This is a genomic window from Microbacterium sp. EYE_78, assembly GCF_023149035.1.
Classification (GTDB): Bacteria; Actinomycetota; Actinomycetes; order Actinomycetales; family Microbacteriaceae; genus Microbacterium.
On record NZ_JAHXMY010000002.1, the window covers coordinates 691,947 to 712,633 of the forward strand.

At 71.4% G+C, this 20,687-nt stretch carries 22 protein-coding genes; 9 read left to right on the forward strand and 13 right to left on the reverse strand.

All coding sequences use genetic code 11. The features are described from left to right. Positions 1–154 precede the first annotated feature (154 nt). Together glpX and KZX17_RS10385 are read left to right on the forward strand one after the other, a co-directional pair. Entirely contained in the window at positions 155–1,144 is a 990-nt protein-coding gene (gene glpX / locus KZX17_RS10380; RefSeq protein ID WP_248172898.1) for a class II fructose-bisphosphatase, read from the forward strand. Positions 1,145–1,281: 137 nt separating this feature from the next. Further along, positions 1,282–1,563, forward strand: a complete 282-nt coding sequence (locus KZX17_RS10385; protein WP_248172901.1) for a hypothetical protein — start codon at positions 1,282–1,284, stop codon at positions 1,561–1,563. Here KZX17_RS10385 and KZX17_RS10390 read toward each other — a convergent pair. Both KZX17_RS10390 and KZX17_RS10395 read right to left on the reverse strand, forming a co-directional pair. Further along, the gene (locus tag KZX17_RS10390) at positions 1,541–2,842 is read right to left on the reverse strand and encodes a DNA recombination protein RmuC (protein ID WP_248172903.1); all 1,302 of its coding nucleotides are present in this window, start codon (positions 2,840–2,842) and stop codon (positions 1,541–1,543) included. The genes KZX17_RS10385 and KZX17_RS10390 overlap by 23 nt on opposite strands. A 47-nt stretch (positions 2,843–2,889) precedes the next feature. Beyond that, positions 2,890–3,480, reverse strand: a complete 591-nt coding sequence (locus KZX17_RS10395; RefSeq protein ID WP_248172906.1) for a 3'-5' exonuclease — start codon at positions 3,478–3,480, stop codon at positions 2,890–2,892. Between the two features lie 72 nt (positions 3,481–3,552). Between KZX17_RS10395 and ychF the strand changes: the two genes are divergently transcribed. After that, on the forward strand, positions 3,553–4,626 hold the full coding sequence (gene ychF, locus KZX17_RS10400) for a redox-regulated ATPase YchF (protein WP_248172917.1): 1,074 nt from the start codon (positions 3,553–3,555) through the stop codon (positions 4,624–4,626). 72 nt (positions 4,627–4,698) lie between these two features. Continuing rightward, positions 4,699–5,472 (forward strand): alpha/beta fold hydrolase, encoded by a 774-nt coding sequence (locus KZX17_RS10405; protein WP_248172919.1) that lies wholly within the window; start codon positions 4,699–4,701, stop codon positions 5,470–5,472. Here the strand turns inward: KZX17_RS10405 and KZX17_RS10410 are convergent. Continuing rightward, positions 5,454–6,410 carry a helix-turn-helix domain-containing protein gene (locus tag KZX17_RS10410; RefSeq protein WP_248172921.1) on the reverse strand — a complete coding sequence of 319 codons (957 nt, stop codon included), beginning with the start codon at positions 6,408–6,410 and terminating at the stop codon, positions 5,454–5,456. The genes KZX17_RS10405 and KZX17_RS10410 overlap by 19 nt on opposite strands. Before the next feature lie 30 nt (positions 6,411–6,440). Then, on the reverse strand, positions 6,441–6,782 hold the full coding sequence (locus KZX17_RS10415) for an ATP-dependent DNA ligase (RefSeq protein WP_248172923.1): 342 nt from the start codon (positions 6,780–6,782) through the stop codon (positions 6,441–6,443). 135 nt (positions 6,783–6,917) lie between these two features. Here KZX17_RS10415 and KZX17_RS10420 point away from each other — a divergent pair, with 135 nt between their 5' ends. After that, positions 6,918–7,841, forward strand: coding sequence for a helix-turn-helix domain-containing protein (locus tag KZX17_RS10420; RefSeq protein ID WP_248172926.1), 924 nt, complete (start codon positions 6,918–6,920; stop codon positions 7,839–7,841). Positions 7,842–7,858: 17 nt separating this feature from the next. Here KZX17_RS10420 and KZX17_RS10425 read toward each other — a convergent pair whose 3' ends face one another. Further along, positions 7,859–8,143 carry a hypothetical protein gene (locus KZX17_RS10425; protein ID WP_248172928.1) on the reverse strand — a complete coding sequence of 95 codons (285 nt, stop codon included), beginning with the start codon at positions 8,141–8,143 and terminating at the stop codon, positions 7,859–7,861. A gap of 136 nt (positions 8,144–8,279) precedes the next feature. Between KZX17_RS10425 and KZX17_RS10430 the strand changes: the two genes are divergently transcribed. Together KZX17_RS10430 and KZX17_RS10435 are read left to right on the forward strand one after the other, a co-directional pair. Further along, positions 8,280–8,828, forward strand: a complete 549-nt coding sequence (locus KZX17_RS10430; RefSeq protein ID WP_248172930.1) for a copper resistance CopC family protein — start codon at positions 8,280–8,282, stop codon at positions 8,826–8,828. Positions 8,829–8,903: 75 nt separating this feature from the next. After that, complete coding sequence (locus tag KZX17_RS10435; RefSeq protein WP_248172932.1) at positions 8,904–9,788, forward strand: SDR family oxidoreductase; 885 nt, start codon at positions 8,904–8,906, stop codon at positions 9,786–9,788. A gap of 58 nt (positions 9,789–9,846) precedes the next feature. Here KZX17_RS10435 and KZX17_RS10440 read toward each other — a convergent pair whose 3' ends face one another. Beyond that, a complete protein-coding gene (locus tag KZX17_RS10440) occupies positions 9,847–10,395 on the reverse strand; it encodes a type 1 glutamine amidotransferase domain-containing protein (protein ID WP_248172934.1) in 549 nt (182 codons plus the stop codon). 85 nt (positions 10,396–10,480) lie between these two features. On the opposite strand from KZX17_RS10440, the gene KZX17_RS15095 reads away from it, so the two are divergent. After that, positions 10,481–10,603: a hypothetical protein gene (locus KZX17_RS15095; protein WP_282443638.1), complete on the forward strand. Its 123-nt coding sequence runs from the start codon at positions 10,481–10,483 to the stop codon at positions 10,601–10,603. A 59-nt stretch (positions 10,604–10,662) separates the two neighbouring features. Here the strand turns inward: KZX17_RS15095 and KZX17_RS10445 are convergent, their stop codons facing one another. Then, positions 10,663–12,147, reverse strand: a complete 1,485-nt coding sequence (locus KZX17_RS10445; RefSeq protein WP_248172935.1) for an MDR family MFS transporter — start codon at positions 12,145–12,147, stop codon at positions 10,663–10,665. A 140-nt stretch (positions 12,148–12,287) separates the two neighbouring features. On the opposite strand from KZX17_RS10445, the gene KZX17_RS10450 reads away from it, so the two are divergent. Beyond that, positions 12,288–14,171, forward strand: coding sequence for an ABC transporter ATP-binding protein (locus tag KZX17_RS10450; RefSeq protein WP_374107948.1), 1,884 nt, complete (start codon positions 12,288–12,290; stop codon positions 14,169–14,171). Between the two features lie 16 nt (positions 14,172–14,187). Here KZX17_RS10450 and KZX17_RS10455 read toward each other — a convergent pair whose 3' ends face one another. From KZX17_RS10455 to KZX17_RS10480, 6 genes are read right to left on the reverse strand one after another with little or no spacing between them, the layout of a single operon-like run. Then, the gene (locus KZX17_RS10455; protein ID WP_248172938.1) at positions 14,188–15,150 is read right to left on the reverse strand and encodes a glycosyltransferase family 2 protein; all 963 of its coding nucleotides are present in this window, start codon (positions 15,148–15,150) and stop codon (positions 14,188–14,190) included. Further along, the gene (locus KZX17_RS10460; RefSeq protein WP_248172941.1) at positions 15,150–16,283 is read right to left on the reverse strand and encodes a cysteine desulfurase family protein; all 1,134 of its coding nucleotides are present in this window, start codon (positions 16,281–16,283) and stop codon (positions 15,150–15,152) included. Before KZX17_RS10460 ends, KZX17_RS10455 begins: the two co-directional genes overlap by 1 nt. Before the next feature lies 1 nt (position 16,284). Then, positions 16,285–17,142: a carboxylating nicotinate-nucleotide diphosphorylase gene (nadC, locus tag KZX17_RS10465; RefSeq protein ID WP_248174816.1), complete on the reverse strand. Its 858-nt coding sequence runs from the start codon at positions 17,140–17,142 to the stop codon at positions 16,285–16,287. Then, positions 17,142–18,668 (reverse strand): L-aspartate oxidase, encoded by a 1,527-nt coding sequence (gene nadB, locus KZX17_RS10470; RefSeq protein ID WP_248172945.1) that lies wholly within the window; start codon positions 18,666–18,668, stop codon positions 17,142–17,144. The genes nadC and nadB overlap by 1 nt, the downstream gene beginning before the upstream one ends. Further along, positions 18,665–19,978 carry a quinolinate synthase NadA gene (gene nadA, locus KZX17_RS10475; protein WP_248172949.1) on the reverse strand — a complete coding sequence of 438 codons (1,314 nt, stop codon included), beginning with the start codon at positions 19,976–19,978 and terminating at the stop codon, positions 18,665–18,667. The genes nadB and nadA overlap by 4 nt, the downstream gene beginning before the upstream one ends. A gap of 10 nt (positions 19,979–19,988) precedes the next feature. Then, on the reverse strand, positions 19,989–20,666 hold the full coding sequence (locus KZX17_RS10480; RefSeq protein WP_248172952.1) for an NUDIX domain-containing protein: 678 nt from the start codon (positions 20,664–20,666) through the stop codon (positions 19,989–19,991). Positions 20,667–20,687 lie beyond the last annotated feature (21 nt).

Here is a 20,687-nt window from a genome sequence, read left to right on the forward strand (position 1 = left end):
GGCCAACTCTAGCGAAGGGGGCCCTGCGGCATCCGTCCCCGTCCGGGGGTGCCGGAGCATCGATCTCTGCCGTGGCGGAAAGAACCTCGAATCCTTCGTGCCTCCCGGGCACGAATCGTGCGGCGCGGCGCCGGGGCGGTCCTAGGCTGACACCATGGTGAGCCTGACTGCCGACATGAGCCCTCTGCACCCCGACCGGAACCTCGCGCTGGAGCTCGTCCGCGCGACCGAGGCCGCCGCGATCCGTTCCGTGCCGTTCATCGGGCGCGGCAAGAAGGAGCTCGCCGACGGCGCGGCGGTGGACGCGATGCGGGCCTTCCTGACGACGGTCAACTTCGACGGTGTGATCGTCATCGGCGAGGGCGAGAAGGACAACGCCCCGATGCTCTTCAACGGCGAGCGGGTCGGCACGGGTCGCGGGCCGCAGTGCGACATCGCGGTCGATCCCATCGACGGCACGACGCTGACGGCCGAGGGCCGCAACAACGCGCTGTCCGTGATCGCCGTGGCGGACCGGGGCGCCATGCTCGACGCGTCGACGGTGTTCTACATGGACAAGATCGTCACCGGCCCCGCCGGCGTGGGCGTCGTCGACATCCGGCTGCCCGTCGGGGAGAACATCCGGCGTCTCGCTGCGGCGCTCGACAAGCCCGTCGACGAGCTCGTCGTGTCGGTCCTGAACCGGCCTCGGCACGCGCAGCTGATCGACGAGATCCGCGAGGCGGGTGCGGGGACCCGACTGATGAGCGACGGCGACGTGGCCGGTGGCATCAACGCCGCCCGACACAATGCGCGCACCGACATGTGCGTCGGCGTCGGCGGCAGCCCCGAGGGCATCGTGACGGCCTGTGCCATCAAGGCGCTCGGCGGTCACATCCAGGGGCGGCTCTGGGCTCGCGACGACGACGAGAAGCAGCGCGGCATCGACGCCGGACTGAAGCTCGACGACCACGTCTACGAGGCCGACGACCTGGTGCGCGGCAACAACACGCTCTTCGTCGCGACCGGTGTCACGAACGGCGAACTGGTGGGCGGCGTGCGGCGCGCCGGCGACTTCGTCTACACCGAGAGCGTCGTGCTCCGCGGCGCATCGGGCACGCTGCGTCGGATCTCCTCGGAGCACCTCACGTCCAAGTGGCTGTGACCGCGCGCGGACGCGAGACGTCGATGTCAAGGGACACGCGCTGACGGCGTCAACCCAGGATCGGAGCGCAGGCCTCTGGCACAATGGCCGTGGTGTCAGCGGTCCCCGGCACTCGCCACCGCCCCTCCAGGAGTCTCATGTCCACTGCATCCAGTGATCCCCGCACGGGCCAGCTCTCGTTGACGGGACAGATCCCCGTGACCCCGACGGGCCAGATCCCCATCGCCGGTCAGGCGGCGGGCGGCGTGCGCCCGGTGACGGGGCAGATCTCGGTGGTCAACGACCCTGCGCGTCGTCCCGACGTCCTGCTGCGACGCCGGATGCCCCCGGGGCACGAGATCAGCGCGTGGTGGATGATCGGCGCGTTCGTCGCCGTCTCGCTCGGCGTGGTCGGCCTCATGACGTTCTTCCCGGCCTGACGGTCTCCTCCGTCAGCCGGGTCCGCAGGTCCCCGAGATCGGCGCCCGTTGTTCCGCCCTCGGCGTCGAGGTCGCTCAGAAGTTCCGGTGCAGTCATCCGTCGGGTCGTCGCGTCGACAGCTGCCGGCGCTGCCAGTGACTCGAGTCTCGTGTCATCGATTCCGGGGAAGCGGCGGGCTGTGACGAGGACTCGCGACTCGAGCGAGCCCACGAAGCGGTTGTAACTGTCGACCGTGCGCTCGATCGCGCGACGCAGATCGTCCGCGTGACCTGCGAGCGCACCGAGTCGCTGGTAGAGCTCGTTCCCCAGATCGAAGAGCCGACGCGCTTCGTCGGAGACGTCCTGCTGGGTCCAGGCGTACGCGACGGTCTTCAGGACGGCCCACAGATTGACCGGTGATGCCAGCGCGACGCGTCGACTGAAGGCGTAGTCGAGCAGTGAGGGATCCTCGTCGAGCGCAGCGGCGAGCAGCGACTCGCTCGGGATGAAGCAGACCACGAACTCCGGGCTCGTGGGCAGTCCCTCCCAGTACCGCTTCTTGGCGAGGGCATCGATGTGCGCGCGGACCGCCTTGACGTGCCCCGCCAGCAGACGTTTGCGCCGCGCGGCGTCCTCACCCTGCGCCGTGAGCGGGATCGCGCTCGCCTCGAGATAGGCGTCGAGCGGTGCCTTCGCATCCACGGCAAGCGCCTTGTCTCCAGGGAGGCGCACGACCATGTCGGGGCGTCCGGCACCGGCGTCACTGCGGACCGAGGTCTGGGTGTCGAAGTCGACGTATCTCGTGAGGCCCGCCGACTCCACGATCCGTCGCAGCTGGGTCTCACCCCAGACCCCCCGTGCGGTCGTGCTCCGCAGCGCGCCCGCCAGGGACTCCGTCGTCGCACGCAGCGCCTCGTCCGACTCCTGCGCCCGCCGCAGCTGCGTCGCGACCGAGCCGAACTGCTCCTGTCGATCGCGCTCGAGGTGCTCGACCTTCTGCTGCATCGCGCTGAGCGACTCCTGCACCGGCGCGAGCGCGCGCAGCACCGCCTGCTCGCGTCGCTCCCGCTCGTCGCGGGCAGCCTGATCGGCGTGTGCACGTTCGGTCAGCTCGCGCTGCAGTGCGCGCTGCTGATCGAGCTGGGCCTGCAGCGCATCGCGCGCCGACTCGGCTGCGGCCGCACGCGCAGCGAGGTGCTGTCGGGCGACGCCGGTGCGCGCCGCCGAGACCGCAGCGCCGATGACGACACCGACGGCGAGGCAGAGCAGCGCGAGCAGGAGGGCGAAGGCGAGGTCCATGCGCCCATCGTCCCGCAGACGGCCGACATCGCCCGCCGGCGCGCGGGTCAGACGGCGGGGGCCGCCACGGGGACAGCGATCTGCGGGATGCGCACGCCGAGCAGCATGGCGAGCTCGACGACATCGACGGCGCCGGCGCGCAGACCCGCGTCGATCACGATGTGCGCGCAGGCCAGCGCGTCCGCCCCGGCGTCGTGGTGCGCGAAGTCGAGGTGGCCGACCGCCGCTGCGACGGCCGGGAGCCGGTAGGACGGCAGATCGTACGTCTTGCGTGCCACGTGCACGCTGCAGAGGTACCGGGCCGGGGGAGGCGTCGTGGCCGTGACCTCGCACGCGCTGCGGAGCACGCGCATGTCGAAGCCTGCGTTGTGGGCCACGAGGACGTCGTCGCCGACGAAGGCGGCGAGCCGCGGCAGCTGCTCGCTCCACGTCGGGGCGTCGGCGACGTCGGTCTCGCGGATGCCGTGGATGCCCACATTGATCTCGAAGAACCGGTCGTGCCCGGCGGGCGGACGGATCAGCCAGCTCTCGGAGGCGACCACCCGACCGTCCCGGACCTTGGCGAGGCCCACCGCGCACGCGGAGGCGCTGGAGGAGTTCGCCGTCTCGAAATCGATCGCGGTGAAGTCCAGTCCCATGTGCCCACCATCGCCCGTGCTCGAGCCGTCCCCGCGCAGGCGCGCCGCCGTCGCCGCGTAGAGTGGATGCCCGTGGCTCTCACCATCGGAATCGTCGGACTGCCCAATGTCGGCAAGTCCACCCTCTTCAACGCACTGACCAAGAACGACGTGCTCGCCGCGAACTACCCCTTCGCGACGATCGAGCCGAACGTCGGTGTCGTGAATCTCCCCGATCCCCGTCTGACGACGCTCGCCGGGATCTTCTCGTCCGAGCGGATCATCCCCGCGACCGTGTCGTTCGTCGACATCGCCGGCATCGTGCGGGGCGCGAGCGAGGGGGAAGGGCTCGGCAACAAGTTCCTCGCCAACATCCGCGAGGCCGACGCCATCGCACAGGTGGTGCGCGGCTTCGCCGACGACGACGTCGTCCACGTCGACGGCGCGGTCGACCCGAAGAACGACATGGAGACCATCAACGCCGAGCTCCAGCTGGCCGACCTCGAGACGCTCGAGAGGGCGATCGTGCGGTACGAGAAGGAGGTGCGGGGCAAGAAGCTCGACCCGTCGGTGCTCGAGAGGGCGAAGGCCGCGCAGGACGCGCTCCAACGCGGAGAGCTGCTGTCGGCATCCGGACTCGACCTCGCACCCATCCGCGAGCTCGGTCTGCTGAGCTCCAAGCCGTTCATCTTCGTCTTCAACGTCGATGAGGCGGTGCTGACGGATGCGGCTCGCAAGGCGGAGCTCGCAGCGCTCGTCGCTCCGGCGCAGGCCGTGTTCCTCGACGCGAAGATCGAGTCCGAGCTCATCGACCTCGACCCGGAGGACGCCGCCGAGCTCCTCGCCTCCACCGGGCAGGACGAGTCGGGTCTGGACCAGCTCGCGCGGGTCGGCTTCGACACCCTCGGCTTGCAGACCTACCTGACGGCCGGTCCGAAGGAGTCGCGGGCGTGGACCATCGGGAAGGGATGGAAGGCGCCGCAGGCCGCGGGCGTCATCCACACCGATTTCGAGAAGGGCTTCATCAAGGCGGAGGTCATCTCCTTCGACGATCTGGTCGAGACCGGATCGGTGCAGGAGGCTCGGGCGAAGGGCAAGGCCCGCCTCGAAGGCAAGGATTATGTGATGCAGGACGGCGACGTCGTCGAGTTCCGATTCAACAACTGACGCCGGTCTAGACTCGTCAGTCGGGCTGTCGAGCCCGGACGCCCGCCGTGTCCCGCCCGCCGGAAGGAAGTCATGTCCCAGATCCAGCGTCAGACGTTCGACCCGGAGGGTCGCGCGATCCCCGTCATCGATGAAGGCGACGGCCCCACCATCGTCCTCATCCCCGCGCAGGGTCTGGACATCGCCTACCTCGGCGGCCTCGCCAGCATCCTCGAGGAGGAGGGCTTCCGCATCGTCCGGATCGGGTCGAGGCGTCCGGCCGATGGGGCGGTCACGATGCACGACCTCGCTCAGGACGTCATCGACGTGCTCGATCACGTGGGCGTGCCGGCCGCGTGGATCGGCGGTCACGCCTTCGGCGGCGCCGTCGCCCGGACCGTCGCGCTCGATCACGCGGGGCGGGCGAGCGGCGTCCTGCTGCTCGGCGTCGAGGCCACCCGTGCGCTGGAGGACGACGCTGCGCTCGCACTGAAGGGCGCCTTCTCGGCGCCGGCCGACCTTCCCGACGAGCGGGCGATCCGCGCGCTCGTGGGTGCGGGGATCGACCTCGATCAGGCGTGGCACGTCTTCGCGGGGTCCCGGGACCTCGAGGTCGAGGAGCTGCAGAGCGCCGCGCTCGCCTCGACACCGGTGACGGAATGGGCGACGCTGGCGGCATCCCTCCCGATCCTGATCATCCAGGGCGGTGAGGACGTCGTGACGGTGCCGGCGAACGGCGACGACCTGCAAGCGACCGCGACCGATCGTGCGAGCGTCGTCCGCATCCCCGGCGCAGGCCACCTGTTCCCGATGACGCACCCCGGCGAGACCGCATTCCAGATCGAGGACTACCTCGGCTGGGACTGACCGCCCCGACTTCGGAGGGTCTCGCTGGGCTGCTCGCCGAAGGCGGCCCGGTAGTGCTGCGCAAAGCGCGGCAGGTGGGCGAACCCCCATCGTCGGGCGACCGTGCTGACCGTCGCCTCCTCGGCGTCGGCGCCGAGGAGGTCCGATCGGACCGCCGACAGGCGCGCCCGACGGACGTACGCCGCCGGGGTGGTTCCGAGTGAACGGGCGAAGGCGCTCTGCAGACCGCGCACGCTCAGGCGCGCCGCGCGGGCGATGTCGCCGACGCTGAGCGGCTCACCCAGATGGTCGTCGATGTACGACGTCGCCCGGCGCACGGCATCCGGTCCTGCGGCCTGGTCGCGATCGTGCTCGGCCTCGATGCCGAAGGTGCTCAGCGTCGCCGCGAAGACGGCGTCGATCGCCGCCTGACGGATGAGGTCGTTGTGCAGCAGGTCCGGCTCCGCGAAGACCTGCTGGACATGACTGACCGTCAGATCCCAGTGGCGTTGCAGCTCGGGGGTCAGCGCGCCCGTGCCGGCGGATCGGAGGCTCGTGTCGCCGCTTCCGACGAAGGCGCCCAGGGCGGGGAGGTCGAGTCCGACCACATCGGCTTCGAGGGCGGTCGACCATGCTTCGGCGCGTCCCGGACGCAGCAGGAACGGGTGCGACGCGTCGACGTCCTCGCCGTTCGACCGCGTCCGCAGACGTCCGCCGCGGCGACGGCCCACGCCGACGGCGCCCTCGATGTCGACCTCGACGTGCAGGAACGACGAGATCTCGAAGGAGGTCATCGTCAGGCGCCCGTCGCCGACGGTCCGCTGGCGGAAGTCGAAGGGGTCCCGGCCCTCGCGGATCACGGCCCGAGTCGACACCCGCGCGAGCAGTTGCTCAGCCGCTGCCACGTCGTCCGCGACGAAGCTCTCGTCGACGACGACGGTCGCTCGGTCATTGGCCACGGTTCATCCTCCCGCACCGGAGGCGGCCCATCAGCCGATTCTCTCGCTCGCGGCCCCGGCCGACGTGGTCGCCGAACCCTGCGGCTCGGGAACGAGGTACAGCCCCGACGGCGAGTTGGCGACGTAGCTGAGGGCGTCGAGCCAGGCGGGGTTGAGGGCAGGCTGCCGGCTGCCGTAGTACTGCCAGTTGAGATCCGCGCCCGGATGCAGCCACACGACCTGCCGTCCGTCGCCGAGGCTCTGGTCGTTGCGCCACATGAAGGTGAACGCCTCGCCTCGACGGAGCTTCGTCGTGATGACGAGCTGGAGGTGCGCGAGGACGCGGTCCTCGAAATCGACTCGGATGCGGTCGTTGTAGACGAACTTTCCCACGGTGCTCCTTCTGCGGTCGGCGGTATCCATTATGCGCACTCTCATCCGTATTGCGCATTCCGCGGTGCACCCGCCGATGGGTGCGCCCGGCCCGTACAATCGAGGAGAACGGGCACCGGTGTGAGGAGATTCACCATGACTGTGCTCCGCGAGCACTTTCGCTCCGCCGATCTGGGCGAGGCCGAGTCCTACATCCAGCGCAGCTACGGCAACGTCGACCTCGACGCCGAGGATCTCGTCTTCGAGGAGGCGAGCGTGGGCGACGAGCGCTTCGCGCTCCGGCGGCTCAGCGTGGAGGGCGGCTACAGCGCCGAATGCGACCTCGACGCGGTGATCGTCGTCCAGAGCGACAGCGACTACGAGTGGGAGGTCGCCGGCGAGCGGGGCACGGCCACGGCGCCCGTCCTCTTCCAACCGGGGAGCGCGCTCGCGTGCCGGTTGCAGGACACCCGCGTGCGGGTGGTGGGATTCCCGCTGGAAGTCCTCACCGACCTGGCGCGAACGGTCTACAACGACGACGCGATCGACGTGTCGTTCGCAGGCGCGCACCCGGTCAGCCCCTCCCTGGCGCGCGCGTGGCAGTCGGCGGCATCCCTCGCCTTCGAGAGCGAAGGGGCCTTCGACAGCGACCTGATCCGCGCGGCCGCCTTCCGGTCCCTCGCCGTCACCACACTCGAGACGTTCGCCACCGTCGGCGACCGCCGGGAGCGCGCCGAGTCCGTCGCGCAGCAGCAGGGTGCCTACCGCCGGGCGGTCGCGTTCTTCGAGCAGCACGCCTCGCTGCCGATCACCATCGACGACGCGGCCTCCGCCGCGGGCGTGAGCACTGCCGCACTCGATCGCGCCTTCCGCACGCATTCCGTTCCGGGGCGGACGCCGAAGGAGCACCTCCTCGCCGTCCGGCTCGACGCGGCGCACACCGAGATGGTCGGGTCATCGATCGACGCCGGCCTCACGGTGCGCGCCGTCGCCGCTCGCTGGGGCTTCACCCCACGAGAACTCACCCGTCATCATCTGCAGATCTACGGCACTCGCCCCGCGGACCTGCTCGGCCTGTAGGGGTCCGCTCCCGGCCGTCACTCGACGTCGGCCTCGGGCTGGCCCGGTCCCGGGCCGGGGCGCGCGACGGCGTCGTCGGCGATGTCCACGCGGGTGACACCCTCGCGTTCACTGACCTCGATGTCGTACTCGGCGCTCGGAGCGCCCCGGTCCTCGGGACCTTCGACCCCGTGTCCGTCGCCGTCTGTGTCCTCGCCCTCAGCCTGCGACGGGTGACCAGCGGTCTCGGGTGCGTCGCCCGAACCGGGACGCGCCGGGTCCTCTCCTTCAGCCTGGCTGGGCTTCGCTGTCTCGTCACTCATCTCTGCTCCTTCACTCGAGGGGATTCCCGCACGCTATTCGAGCGCGCGACGCACGCGGCCCGCCTTGCGCACGGACTCGAGCCGCGCTAGCCGGGCCGTGGATCGTATGCATAAGAATGCGATGCAGACTGGCGGCATGCCTGCAGTCCCCATCCTCTCCGCCGTCCGTGCGACCCTGGCGGGGATGGCCCTCGCCGTGCTCGCCACCCTCGCGCTGGCGTCCCCCGCCGCCGCACACGACGAGCTGGTCGGCAGCACCCCCGGGTCGGGCCAGAAACTCGACGCGGCGCCGACCGAGGTCGTCCTGACCTACTCCGCGGCGATCGAGACCCAGGGGGCGATCGTCGCGGTGCTGGATGCCGACGGCCGCGACTGGACGGCGGGGGAGCACGTGATCGACACGAACACGCTGACGGTCCTGCTCGCCGAAGGGCTTCCCGACGCCGGCTACGTCGTGGAGTGGCGTGTGGTCTCGAGCGACGGCCACCCCATCAGCGGGTCGGTCCCGTTCAGGATCGGCGACGGCGCACCCGTCGATCCTTCCGACGTGGTCCCCGCCGCGGACACGGACACGTCTGAGGCGTCGGCGCTCCCCGTCGTCGTGGCGGCGGTCGTCGTGGCGGCGGCGGCGATCGTCATCGGCGTCCTCGTCGTGCGCCGCCGCACGGCGCAGCGCCGAGGGTAGGGGCCGGCGGGCGTCAACCCCCTCCGTCGGCGCGCCGGCCCTTCGTAGCGTGGCTGGCTCGACGAAGGAGGACGCATGACCGATTCGACGGACGACCCGCGCACGAAGCACCACGACGACGGGTTCCCAGCCCAGGAGCAGAGTCAGCCCGGGCTGCTCGATCAGACCCGTCCCGATCCTGACCACGGCGAAGAGCGGTACCGCGGCTCGGGGGTGCTGGCCGGTCGGCGGGCACTGATCACCGGGGGCGATTCGGGCATCGGACGGGCGGTCGCGATCGCCTACGCACGGGAGGGTGCGGACGTGGCGGTGGTCGCGATGCCGGAGGAGCAGTCCGACGCCGACGACACGGTGCGACTCGTGAGGGATGCCGGGCGCCGCGGCGTCGCGTTCACCGGGGATCTCCGAGAGGAGGAGTTCGCCACCGGCATCGTCGCGGATGCGGTCGCGGAGCTCGGCGGCATCGACATCCTCGTCCTGAATGCGGCGTACCAGAAGGACCGCGACGGCATCGAGCATCTGCCGACGGACGAGTTCGACCGGGTCTTCCGGACGAACCTGTACGCCATGCTCTGGACCACACGTGCGGCGGTGCCGCATCTGCAGCAGGGGGCGTCCATCATCGTGACGTCGTCGGTGCAGGCGTTCTCACCGTCGCCGGGGCTCATCGACTACGCCATGACGAAGGCCGCGCAGGTGGCGTTCGTGAAGGCGCTGGCCGAGGAGCTCGGGCCGCGCGGCATCCGGGTGAACGCGGTCGCGCCGGGCCCGGTGTGGACGCCGCTCATCCCCGCGACGGGGTGGGACGAGGAGCGCCTGGCGACGTTCGGCGACGACACGGCTCTCGGCCGTGCCGGCCAGCCCGTCGAACTGGCCGGTGCGTATGTCTACCTCGCGTCGGAGGCGGCGTCGTTCACATCGGCTGCGGTCCTGCCCGTCACAGGCGGCAAACCGCTCTGAGCCACGACACGACGGAGCCCCCGGTCTCTCCGACCGGGGGCTCCGTCGTGCCGTGGCGTCAGACCGTCTGCCCGGAGTGGGGGCCTTCGGCGATCTCCTCGACCACCTTGGCGTTGAAGGCCGGCAGATCGTCGGGGGTGCGGCTCGACACGAGCCCTTGGTCGACGACGACCTCCGCGTCCTGCCAGACCGCGCCCGCATTGACGAGATCGGTCCGGAGGCTCGGGTAGCTGGTCAGGGTGCGTCCGCCGAGGACGTCGGCCTCAGCCAGGATCCATGCGGCGTGGCAGATCGCGCCGACCGGCTTGTGCTGCGCGAAGAAGTCCCGGGTGAAGCGGACCGCTGCCTCGTCGACCCGCAGGTCGTCGGCGTTCACCACGCCGCCGGGCAGCACCAGCGCGTCGAAGTCCGCCGCATCCGCGGTGTCCGTGGTGAGCTCGACCGGCTGTTCGTGTCCGTTCTTGCCGGTGATCGCACCGCTCGCCGGCGCGACCATCACGGCCGTCGCACCGGCATCCGTGACCGCCTGCCACGGCGAGGTCAGTTCACTGTCCTCAAATCCATCCGTCGCGAGGAACGCGACGCGCTTTCCGCTGAGTGTGCTCATGACAGCGACGGTAGGTCCGTCGCAGAGCGGGTCGCAGGCCCTTGACCCCGGCGCCGGGCGGCGTTAGCGGGCGTAGCATGGTGCGATGTCCACTTCGAACCTCCCGACCCCGACCCTGCAGCCGGTCCCCACCGACGATAAGAACCTCATCGAGGTCGTCGACGAGGGCGCGTCCTGCTGCGGCGGCGGGTGCTGCAGCACCAACTGACGCGCTGAGACGGAACGACCCGCTCCTGACGGAGCGGGTCGTCGTCGTTCCCGGGTGGCTCAGTGGCCCACCGGGGCTCCCTGCGGCGCGTCGGCAGGTTTGCGGATGAGGAACGCCCCCACCAGCAGGGGCAGGGAGATCACCGCGGCGATGAGGAAAGCGGAGTGGGTGCCGGCACCGCCTGCCTCCGCCTCCCCGGCGCCCGCTGCGAGGGTCGAGGCGGTGACCGACGTCATGACGGTGACCATCACCGCGATGCCCGCGGCACCCGCCACCTGCTGGACGGTGCTGACGATCGCCGATCCGTACGACATGAACCGCGGCTCGAGCGACCCCAGGGCAGCCGTGAAGAGCGGGGTGAACGAGACGGCGAGGCCCAGCGAGAGCACGGTCTGCGCCGCGACGATCGCCCAGATCTCGGTGTTCTCGTCGAAGGTCGTGAGGACCCACAGCATCCCGACGGCCACCGCCGCACCAGGGACGAGCAGGACGCGGGTGCCGCGGGCGTCGTAGATGCGGCCGACGATCGGCCCGGCGAGGCCCATGAGCAGCGCACCGGGCAGCACGGCGAGTCCCGCTTCGCTGGCCGTCATCCCCAGGACGTCCTGCATGTAGAGGGGGAGGACGATGATCGTGCCGAAGAACGCCATCGACAGGAGCGTCATCTGCAGGATCGCCAGCGTGAAGTTGCGGCCCCGGAAGACCCGCAGATCGAGGAGGGGGCGGTCGGTGCGCTGCAGGAGCAGCTGACGCCAGACGAAGAGGGCGAGGCCTGCGACGCCGATCACGAGCGAGACGATCAGCGGAAGGGTGGATGCCGGGGCCTCCGACCCGCCGTCGCCGCCGTGCGCTGCGGCCCCGCCGATCTGGCTCAGCCCGTAGACGAGCCCACCGAAGCCGAACGCCGACAGCACAACAGAGAGGATGTCGATCGGCGCGCGGGTGGTCTCGCCGAGGTTCGCGATCCATCGCGCGCCGACGCCGAGCGAGATCAGCGCGATGGGGACCACGGCCGCGAAGGTCCATCGCCAGTTCGCCGCCTCGCTGATGACGCCCGACATGACCGGGCCGATGGCCGGCGCCAGCGAGATGACGATCGAGACGCGGCCCATCATGCGGCCGCGCGCGTGCGCAGGTACGACGGTCATGAGGGTCGTCATCAGGAGCGGCATCATGATCGCGGTGCCGGATGCCTGCACGACGCGCGCCGTCAGCAGCACGGGGAACGCGGGGGCCAGGGATGCGGTGATCGTGCCGAGCGAGAACAGCGACATCGCCGCCACGAACACCTGACGTGTCGTGAAGCGACGCAGCAGGAAGCCGGTCGTGGGGATGACGACGGCCATCGTCAGCATGAACGCGGTGGTGAGCCACTGCGCGTCGATGTCGCTGATGCCGAAGTCATCGGAGACGTGCGGGATCGCGACGCCCATCGTCGTCTCGTTGAGGATCGCCACGAACGCGGCGGCGAGCAGCAGCCAGACGACGCGGCTCTCCTCCGGGCGCAGCAGCGGCGCGGCGGTGGCGCGTGCGGTATCGGTCATCGGATGGGGCTCCTGGCAGAAGGGCGCGCGGCGTGCGGCGGGATCGCGCGGGCCACGCGAGGCGTTCAGCGTAACGGATGCCGTGTGCCGGGCATTCCCGTGAACGCCGCCCCGGTGCACGGCGGCGTTATGGTGGCCGGATGAGTATGCGCGGGCCCGGAGCCGGCAAAGGCGGGTTCCGCGCCGTCGATGAGGATGCGCAGCGTCGGGCGAACGCGGCGGCGCCGCGCATCCCCGAACTCGGACGCCGGGTGGCTGCGCTCTTCCGGCCGTACCGCGGACGGCTCGCGGTGACCTGCGCACTCGTCGTCGTGGGCGCCGCGGTGGGCGTGATCCCGCCGCTGCTGGTCGAGCGCATCTTCGACGACGCCCTGTTCCCGCTCGACGGGTCCCCGCCGCGGCTGGACCTCCTGGCGGTGCTCGTCGGGTCGATGATCGGGCTGTTCGTCGCCGGCGCGGGCATCGGGATCGGACAGACCTGGCTCACCTCGACGGTCGGCAACCGGGTGACCGGCGACCTGCGGATCCGGATGTTCGATCACCTGCAGGCGATGGACCTCGGATTCTTCACGCGGACCAAGACCGGGGTCATCCAGTCCCGTCTGCAGAACGACGTCGGCGGTGTGTCCGGGGTCCTCACGAACACCGTGACGAGCATCCTCGGCAACACGGTCACGGTGGTCTCGGCGCTCGTCGCGATGCTCCTCATCGACTGGCGGCTCACGCTCATCGCCGTCGTCATGATGCCGATCCTCATCGTCGTGCAGCGCCGGGTCGGACAGGTGCGGGCGCGCATCGCAGGTCAGACGCAGGAGTCGCTGTCGGAGCTGAGCGCGATCACGCAGGAGACGCTGAGCGTGTCCGGCATCCTGCTGTCGAAGTCCTTCAACCGCCAGCGTGCGGAGTCGGATCGTTACGCCGCTGAGAACCGCACCCAGATCGGGCTGCAGGTGCGGCAGGCGATGAGCGGTCAGGGGTTCTTCGCGGTCGTCCAGGTCATCATGTCGTCGGTCCCCGCCGTCATCTACCTCGTCGCGGGCTTCTTCATCTCAGGCGACGCGGCGCCCATCACCGCGGGGGCGGTCGTCGCCTTCACGACGGTGCAGGCGCGCCTGCTCATGCCGCTCATGGGACTGATGCGGGTGGCCCTGGACCTGCAGACCTCGCGCGCCCTGTTCGCGCGCATCTTCGAGTACCTCGATCTGACCCCCGCCATCGCCGATGCGCCGCGCGCCGTGCCCGTCTCGGCGGCGCCCGGGCCGGTCGGCCGGATCGAGTTCCGCGACGTGTCCTTCCGCTACCCCGACGCGGGTGCCGAGAGCCCCGCGACCCTGGACGGCGTGACGTTCATCGCCGAGCCCGGGCAGCACATCGCGTTCGTCGGTCCCTCCGGGGCGGGCAAGACCACCATCCTGTACCTGGCTCCCCGGCTGTACGAACCGACGGCCGGCGCCGTCCTGTTCGCGGGTGCGGACGTCCGCACCCTCGCGCACGCGTCGATCATCGACGACATCGGCATCGTGTCCCAGGAGACCTACCTCTTCCACGCGTCGATCCGAGACAACCTCCGCTACGCGCGGCCGGACGCCACCGACGCGGAGATCGAGGCCGCTTGCGTCGCGGCGAACATCCATCACGTGATCTCAGGGTTCGAGGACGGTTACGACACGACGGTGGGCGAGCGGGGCTATCGCCTCTCGGGCGGGGAGAAGCAGCGGATCGCCATCGCGCGCGTGCTGCTGAAGGACCCGCCCATCCTGCTGTTGGACGAGGCGACCTCCGCCCTCGACACGGTGTCCGAGCGGGTCGTGCAGGAGGCGATCGACGCGGCGTCGCGCGGTCGGACGACCCTGTCGATCGCGCATCGGCTGTCGACCGTGGTCGGCGCGGACGTCATCCACGTCGTCGACGGCGGTCGGATCGTGGAGTCCGGCACCCACGTCGAGCTCCTCGGTCGCGGCGGGCTCTACGCGACCCTCGCCGCGCAGCAGCTCGCTGCCGGGCGCATCGACGGCCTCGGCTGAGCTGCTCCTCCGCCCCTCACCACTGCCGCGCGGCCGCGAGCAGGGGCCGGGATGCCGGGTCCAGCCCGACATCCTCGCGCGACGCGCGCTCGGTCAGGTCTCGCGTGAACTCGCCGAGGATCCGACGGTACGCATCATCCGGGTGGTGCTCGGCGACGCGGATCAGGGCGGGGACGTCCATGTCGAGGATGAGCCGGACCCGCGCCCGCGCGGCGGCAGGGTGACCGGCGGCGTCGAGGACGTCGATCCCGCCCCGCATCCCGTCGAGGTAGTCCTGCAGCACCGGGAGCGCGTGGCGTCGCTGCGTGATCGACGTGCCGTCGGCGCGTTCGCGCCAGTGGACGACGACGTCGGGGATCACGTCGATCGCTCGTGCCTGGGCGTAGAGGCGCTGCGCGACGATCTGGTCCTCGTACGCCTTCCCCTCCGCGAAGCGGAGACCGCCCGAGCCCCAGAGCTCGGTACGGCTGACCTTCGACCAGGCGACGATGTTGCCCGACACGTCGGGATGCTCGGCGAGGGTCGTCCGCGTGCGGGCGGGCGAGGTGGAAGCCGCGACCCAGGGCTGCACGGTACCGGGGGAGTAGCGGCCGGAGGCATCCGCTCGGAGCCGGACGTAGGCACCCACCGCGACGTCGCTGCCCGACGCCTCGAGGCTGCCCACCAGCAGGCCGAGCGCCCCGGGGGTCATGACGTCGTCGGCGTCGAAGAAGCCGACGAACGGCGTCTCGACGTGTGCCAGGGCCTCGTTGCGACTGGCCCCGAGTCCGCGGGCCACGTCGTGGCGGATGAGGGTGAAGCGGTCGTCGTCGCGGGCTGCCGCCGCGAAGACGGTCGCGGTCGCATCCTGGGACGCGTCGTCGACGAGGATCGCCCGCCACGAGGTGAAGCGCTGCGCGCGGAGGGAGTCGAGCGCCTCCGAGGCGAAGGTGCCGACGTCGCGGCCGGGCACGATGACGGTGACGGACGGGGTGGGCATCACCGCGATCGTACCGCCGCCACGGACGCGGCGACCGCGTCCGCGACACCCGCAGGATCACCGGCCGCGTGATGGCCGAAGCTGAACCGCACGGCTGTCTGCGCGACCTGCGGAGGGATGCCGAGGGCCACCAGGACGTGAGACGGTTCATCGCTCCCGGCCGCGCACGCCGATCCGCTGGAGGACACGACACCGCGACGCTCGAGCTCCAGCAGCACGGCTTCGCCGCTCACGCCGGCGAAGGTGAAGCTCGCCGTGCCCGGCAGCCGGCGGACCGGATGTCCGGTGAGGCGCGCCTCGGGGACGAGCTCGAGCACCCGGCCGATGAACGCGTCGCGCAGGCGGCCGACCCGGGTACGCGCGTCGGCGCGCTCGGCCTCGGCGAGCTCCAGCGCCAGGGCGAAGCCGACGGCGCCGGCGACGTTCTGGGTGCCGCTGCGGCGGTCCCGTTCCTGGCCGCCGCCGTGGAGGACGGGCTCGAGGGGGATGCGTCCGCGGATCGCGAGGACGCCGATGCCCTGCGGCGCGCCGATCTTGTGGCCGGCGAGCGACAGCGCGTCCGCGCCGGTCCCCGCCAGCGGCAGCCAGCCCGCCGCCTGCACCGCGTCGAGGTGCAGGGGGATGCGGCCGGTCGCCGCGGCGAGCCCGGCGGCATCCTGCACCGTGCCGACCTCGTTGTTGGCGTAGCCGACCGAGACGAGGACCGTGTCGTCGCGGAGGACGTCGGACAGCGCCGCGGGGGAGACGATGCCGTCGCCGTCCGGGACGAGGCGCGTCACGGCGACGCCGTGCACCCGCTCGAGGTACGCCGCCGACGCGAGCACCGACTCGTGTTCGATCGCGGTGGTCACGAGGTGCCCGGCGCGCCCGGTCCGCACGAGCGCCGCGATCGCGACCCCCTTGAGCGCGAGGTTGTTGGCCTCGGTCGCGCCGGAGGTGAACACGATGTCCCCCGGACGCATGCCGACGACCGCCGCGACGCGGCGGCGGGCGTCGTCCAAGGCCGCCGCGGCGTCCTCTCCGACCGTGTGATGGCTCGAGGGGTTCCCGAACCGCTCGCCGAAGAACGGCAGCATCGCCTCGCGGACCTCGGGACGCACGGGGCCGGTCGCGGCATGATCGAGGTAGCGCACGTCAGGTCTCGTCGATGCGGACGTCGAGCCCCAGGTCGAGCGCTCGAGCGGAGTGCGTGAGCGCGCCGACCGAGATGACGTCGACGCCGGTCTCGGCGATCGCCCGCACGGTCTCGAGCGTCACCCCGCCCGACGCCTCGACGGTCGCACGACCGTCGACCCGAGCGACCCCGGTCCGCAGGTCGTCGAGCGTGAAGTTGTCGAGCATGATGGTCCCGATCCCGGCAGCGAGCACCGGCTCGATCTGCTCCAGGCGGTCGACCTCCACCTCGATGTGGGCCGTGTGCGGAAGGCGCGTCTTCGCGTCGAGGAGCGCCTCGGTCACCGAGAGCCCGGACCGCAGCAGCACGGCGAGGTGGTTGTCCTTCGCCATGACCGCGTCGGACAGCGAGAACCGATGGTTGGCGCCCCCGCCGCTGCGGACCGCGTGACGTTCGAAGGCGCGGAGCCCCGGCGTCGTCTTCCGGGTGTCGGCGATCCGCACCCCCGTACCGGCGACCGCCGCGACGTACCGCGCGGTGACCGTCGCGATCCCGGACATCCGCTGCGCGAAGTTGAGCCCGATGCGCTCGGCGGTCAGGATCGCCCGGGCAGGACCCGAGGCGACCGCGAGCACGTCGCCCGCCGAGAAGGCGTCGCCGTCGGCGAATCGCAGGTCGACGTCGACGCGTTCGTCGGTCAGGGCGAAGGCGGCTGCGAAGACCTCGCCGCCGCTGAAGACGCCGGCCTCGCGCGCGGTCAGTTCGGCGGTGGCGGTGGCGGATGCCGGGATGAGGGCCTCGCTCGTGAGGTCTCCCCACGGCGCATCCTCGGCGAGGGCCGCACCGACGGCGGCGTCGATGGTCGCGCGGGAGAGCATCACGCCGCGCCCTCCCACTCCTGGGTCGTGGCCGGATCGTCGGCGCGATGATGCGAACCCACCGAGGCGGTCCGCGCGAGTGCGGCCTCCACCATGAGCTGGGCCACCGTGAGGAGGTTCGCGTCCTCCCACTCGCCGAGACTGCGAGGGGCACGCGCCTCGGCGCGCCACGCCGCGAGCGTGCGCGCGGCGTGGGTCAGCCCCTCGCCGGTGCGGACGACGCCGGCGTCGGCCCACATCAGCTCCTGCAGTGCGCGGCGCGTGAAGGGGGCGTGCGGTGCGGCAGCCGCGTCGACGAGCGGTGCGGTCGTCACCCGCGCGGCGGGCGCGACCGGCCAGGGCCGATCGGCGTCGGCGCCGGCTGCCCGGCCGGCGCGGGCACCGAAGACCGCGCCCTCGAGGAGCGAGTTCGACGCGAGGCGGTTCGCGCCGTGGACCCCCGTGCGCGCGACTTCGCCGACGGCGTACAGTCCGGGCACATCGGTCCGTCCGTCGAGATCGGTGACGACGCCTCCCATGAGGTAGTGCGCCGCAGGGGTGACGGGGACCGGTTCGCGCGCCCAGTCGAGCCCGCGGTCCCGGACGGCGGCGTCGATGGTGGGGAAGCGTTCGGCGAGGAATGCTGCGCGCTCCAGCGGATCCGCGCTGTGCACGCCCGTCGCGTCGAGCAGCACCGGCCGGCCGCCCTGCCGGGTCATCGCCGCCGCGATCGCGCGGGCGACCACGTCGCGGGGGGCGAGCTCGCCGGCCGGATCGGCGTCGCGAGCGAATCGGCGCCCCCGTTCGTCGCGGAGCATCGCGCCCTCGCCTCGGACGGCCTCCGAGACGAGGAACGCGTCGCCGACGGCGAGGACGGTGGGATGGAACTGGACGAACTCGAGGTCTCGGACGGCGGCGCCCGCCCGCACGGCCGCGGCGATGCCGTCTCCGGTCGCGACGGCGGGGTTCGTCGAATGCGCGAACAGCTCGCCGGCGCCGCCGGTGGCCAGGACGACGGCGTCGGCGGAGACCCGCCCACCCCCGAGGAGATCGACGCCGACCACCCGACCGGCGCTCACGACGAGGTCGCAGACGAAGGCGTGCTCGCGCACCCGCACGTCGCCGGCGCGGACCTGTGCGACCAGTGCCCGCTCGATCTCGGCGCCGGTGGCGTCGCCCCCGGCGTGGAAGATGCGGGCGAACGAATGCGCGCCCTCCAGTCCCGCGCGCAGTTGCCCTGCGGCATCCCGATCGAAGGCGACCCCCGCCGAGATCAGGTCGCGGATGCGACCCGGACCTTCGCCCACGAGCACGGCCACGGCCTCGGGGTCGGCGAGCCCGGCTCCGGCGGCGAGGGTGTCCCGGGCGTGGTCGGCCACCCGGTCGTCGGGCGACAGCGCCCCGGCGATGCCGCCCTGCGCGTATCGCGTGTTCGCCTCCTCCAGGGCGCTCTTCGTGAGGAGCGTGACGCGGCATCCCGCGTCACGGGCGTGCAGGGCCGCGGTCAGGCCCGCGATCCCCGACCCGATGACGACGACCTCGGTCACGGCTTGGCCGCCAGCATCCGCTCGAGGGCGACGCGCGCCGGGTCCGCGACGTCGCCGGGCACCTGGATGCGGTTGCGCACCTCACCCGCCACGAGGCCCTCCAGCACCCATGCGAGGTATCCGGGGTGGATCCGGTACATGGTCGAGCACGGGCAGACGACCGGGTCGAGACAGAAGATCTCGTGCTGCGGGAACTGCGCGGCGAGCCGCTGCACGAGGTTGATCTCGGTGCCGATCGCGAACGTCGTCGGCTCGGTCGCTGCCGCGATGGCCTTCCGGATGTAGTCCGTCGAGCCCGCCTCATCCGCCGCATCGACGACGTCCATCGGGCATTCGGGGTGGACGATCACCCGCACGCCGGGGTGCTCCGTCCGCGCCGCGGTGATCTGGTCGACCGTGAACCGCCGGTGCACCGAGCAGAAGCCATGCCAGAGGATGACGCGGGCGTCGGCGAGCTCCTCCTCGCTCGACCCGCCCAGGGGCTTTCGCGGGTTCCACATCGGCATCTGCTCGAGGGGGACGCCCATGGCCTTCGCCGTGTTGCGGCCGAGGTGCTGGTCGGGGAAGAACAGGACGCGACGGCCACGGGCGAAGGCCCATTCGAGCACCGTCCGCGCGTTCGAGGAGGTGCAGACGATCCCGCCGTGCCGTCCGACGAAGCCTTTGATGGCCGCGGAGGAGTTCATGTAGGTCACCGGGATGACCGGGAGCATGCCCTCGGCATCCGGCGTTTCCATGTCGCCGTAGACGTCGGCGAGCTGCTCCCAGCATTCCTCGACCTGGTCGATGTCGGCCATGTCGGCCATCGAGCACCCGGCGGCGAGGTTCGGCAGGATGACGGCCTGTTCGGGGCGTGAGAGCAGGTCCGCGGTCTCGGCCATGAAGTGGACGCCGCAGAAGACGATCGCCTCCGCGTCGGGGTGTTCCAGCGCCGCGTTGGCGAGTTGGAACGAGTCGCCGACGTAGTCGGCGTGCGTGACGACCTCCTCGCGCTGGTAGAAGTGGCCGAGCACCACGACACGGTCGCCGAGGGTCGCCTTCGCGGCGACGATCCGCGCGGCGAGCTCGGCCTCGCCGGCCTCGCGGTATTCGGCGGGCAGCTGGCCCTGGCGCGGCGCGCCGGCCGGGATCACGTCGCCCATGGATGACCCCGGCCCGTACCCGGGACGGGTGTCGAAGGTCCAGGGCCCCGCGGCGAGGTCGGTGTTGCACGTCTCGGTGGTGAGGTCGCCGGCGACGATCGCCTGGATCTCGTGGTCGACGCTCGGGTCGACCGGGCGCGGCTGCAGGGTGAGGGGGGTGGTCATCATCTCGGGTCCTTCACTGCGGGAGCGGGCCGCGGTCGGCCAGCTCGACATCCTGGTTGTAGCGGTAGAGCCGCGCGGGCCGGTGGCTGCCGGTGCGGAAGCCGTCGGTGGGGATGAGGGTCCCCGAGTTCTCGACCTGGCGGCGGAAGTTCGCAGGGTCGAGTCGGCGACCGAGGATGGCCTCGTACACCTCGCGGAGTTCGGCGAGGGTGAAGCGGTCGGGAAGGAAGCCGTGCGCGATGCGGCTGTACCCGACCTTGTTGCGCAGTCGCCAGAGGGCGTACTCCACGATGTGGTTGTGGTCGAAGGCGAGCGGGGGCAGGGCGGTCGCATCGAACCACCGCACGTTGTGCTGCTCGGTCGTCTCGGCGACGTCCTCGCGCACGAGCGCCCAGTAGACGATCGACACGACGCGCCCGGGCGAGCGCCCCACGTCGCCGAAGGCGTAGAGCTGCTCCAGGTAGCTGGGCGCGAGGCCGGTCGTCTCACCGAGGGTGCGGGATGCCGTTGCTTCGATGTGCTCGGCCGGGTCCACCCACCCTCCCGGGAGCGCCCACTGGCCTTCATGCGGATCGCGGGTCCGACGGACGAGCGGCAGCTCGATCCGCGCGTCGTCGGCGTCACGGCGCAGGCGGAAGATCACCGTCGACACGGCGACGCCGATGGCGTTCGGGGGAGCTGTTCTTGTCATGATGACCATAACCTCGCCATC

Excerpts from the sequence above, each read along its gene's own strand:
- glpX (WP_248172898.1), top strand. The coding sequence starts at position 155 with ATGGTGAGCCTGACTGCCGACATGAGCCCTCTGCACCCCGACCGGAAC.
- KZX17_RS10385 (WP_248172901.1), top strand. The coding sequence starts at position 1,282 with ATGTCCACTGCATCCAGTGATCCCCGCACGGGCCAGCTCTCGTTGACG.
- KZX17_RS10390 (WP_248172903.1), bottom strand. The coding sequence starts at position 2,842 with ATGGACCTCGCCTTCGCCCTCCTGCTCGCGCTGCTCTGCCTCGCCGTC.
- KZX17_RS10395 (WP_248172906.1), bottom strand. The coding sequence starts at position 3,480 with ATGGGACTGGACTTCACCGCGATCGATTTCGAGACGGCGAACTCCTCC.
- KZX17_RS10405 (WP_248172919.1), top strand. The coding sequence starts at position 4,699 with ATGTCCCAGATCCAGCGTCAGACGTTCGACCCGGAGGGTCGCGCGATC.
- KZX17_RS10420 (WP_248172926.1), top strand. The coding sequence starts at position 6,918 with ATGACTGTGCTCCGCGAGCACTTTCGCTCCGCCGATCTGGGCGAGGCC.
- KZX17_RS10425 (WP_248172928.1), bottom strand. The coding sequence starts at position 8,143 with ATGAGTGACGAGACAGCGAAGCCCAGCCAGGCTGAAGGAGAGGACCCG.
- KZX17_RS10430 (WP_248172930.1), top strand. The coding sequence starts at position 8,280 with ATGCCTGCAGTCCCCATCCTCTCCGCCGTCCGTGCGACCCTGGCGGGG.
- KZX17_RS10435 (WP_248172932.1), top strand. The coding sequence starts at position 8,904 with ATGACCGATTCGACGGACGACCCGCGCACGAAGCACCACGACGACGGG.
- KZX17_RS10440 (WP_248172934.1), bottom strand. The coding sequence starts at position 10,395 with ATGAGCACACTCAGCGGAAAGCGCGTCGCGTTCCTCGCGACGGATGGA.
- KZX17_RS15095 (WP_282443638.1), top strand. The coding sequence starts at position 10,481 with ATGTCCACTTCGAACCTCCCGACCCCGACCCTGCAGCCGGTCCCCACC.
- KZX17_RS10445 (WP_248172935.1), bottom strand. The coding sequence starts at position 12,147 with ATGACCGATACCGCACGCGCCACCGCCGCGCCGCTGCTGCGCCCGGAG.
- KZX17_RS10450 (WP_374107948.1), top strand. The coding sequence starts at position 12,288 with ATGAGTATGCGCGGGCCCGGAGCCGGCAAAGGCGGGTTCCGCGCCGTC.
- KZX17_RS10455 (WP_248172938.1), bottom strand. The coding sequence starts at position 15,150 with ATGCCCACCCCGTCCGTCACCGTCATCGTGCCCGGCCGCGACGTCGGC.
- nadC (WP_248174816.1), bottom strand. The coding sequence starts at position 17,142 with ATGCTCTCCCGCGCGACCATCGACGCCGCCGTCGGTGCGGCCCTCGCC.
- nadA (WP_248172949.1), bottom strand. The coding sequence starts at position 19,978 with ATGATGACCACCCCCCTCACCCTGCAGCCGCGCCCGGTCGACCCGAGC.
- KZX17_RS10480 (WP_248172952.1), bottom strand. The coding sequence starts at position 20,666 with ATGACAAGAACAGCTCCCCCGAACGCCATCGGCGTCGCCGTGTCGACG.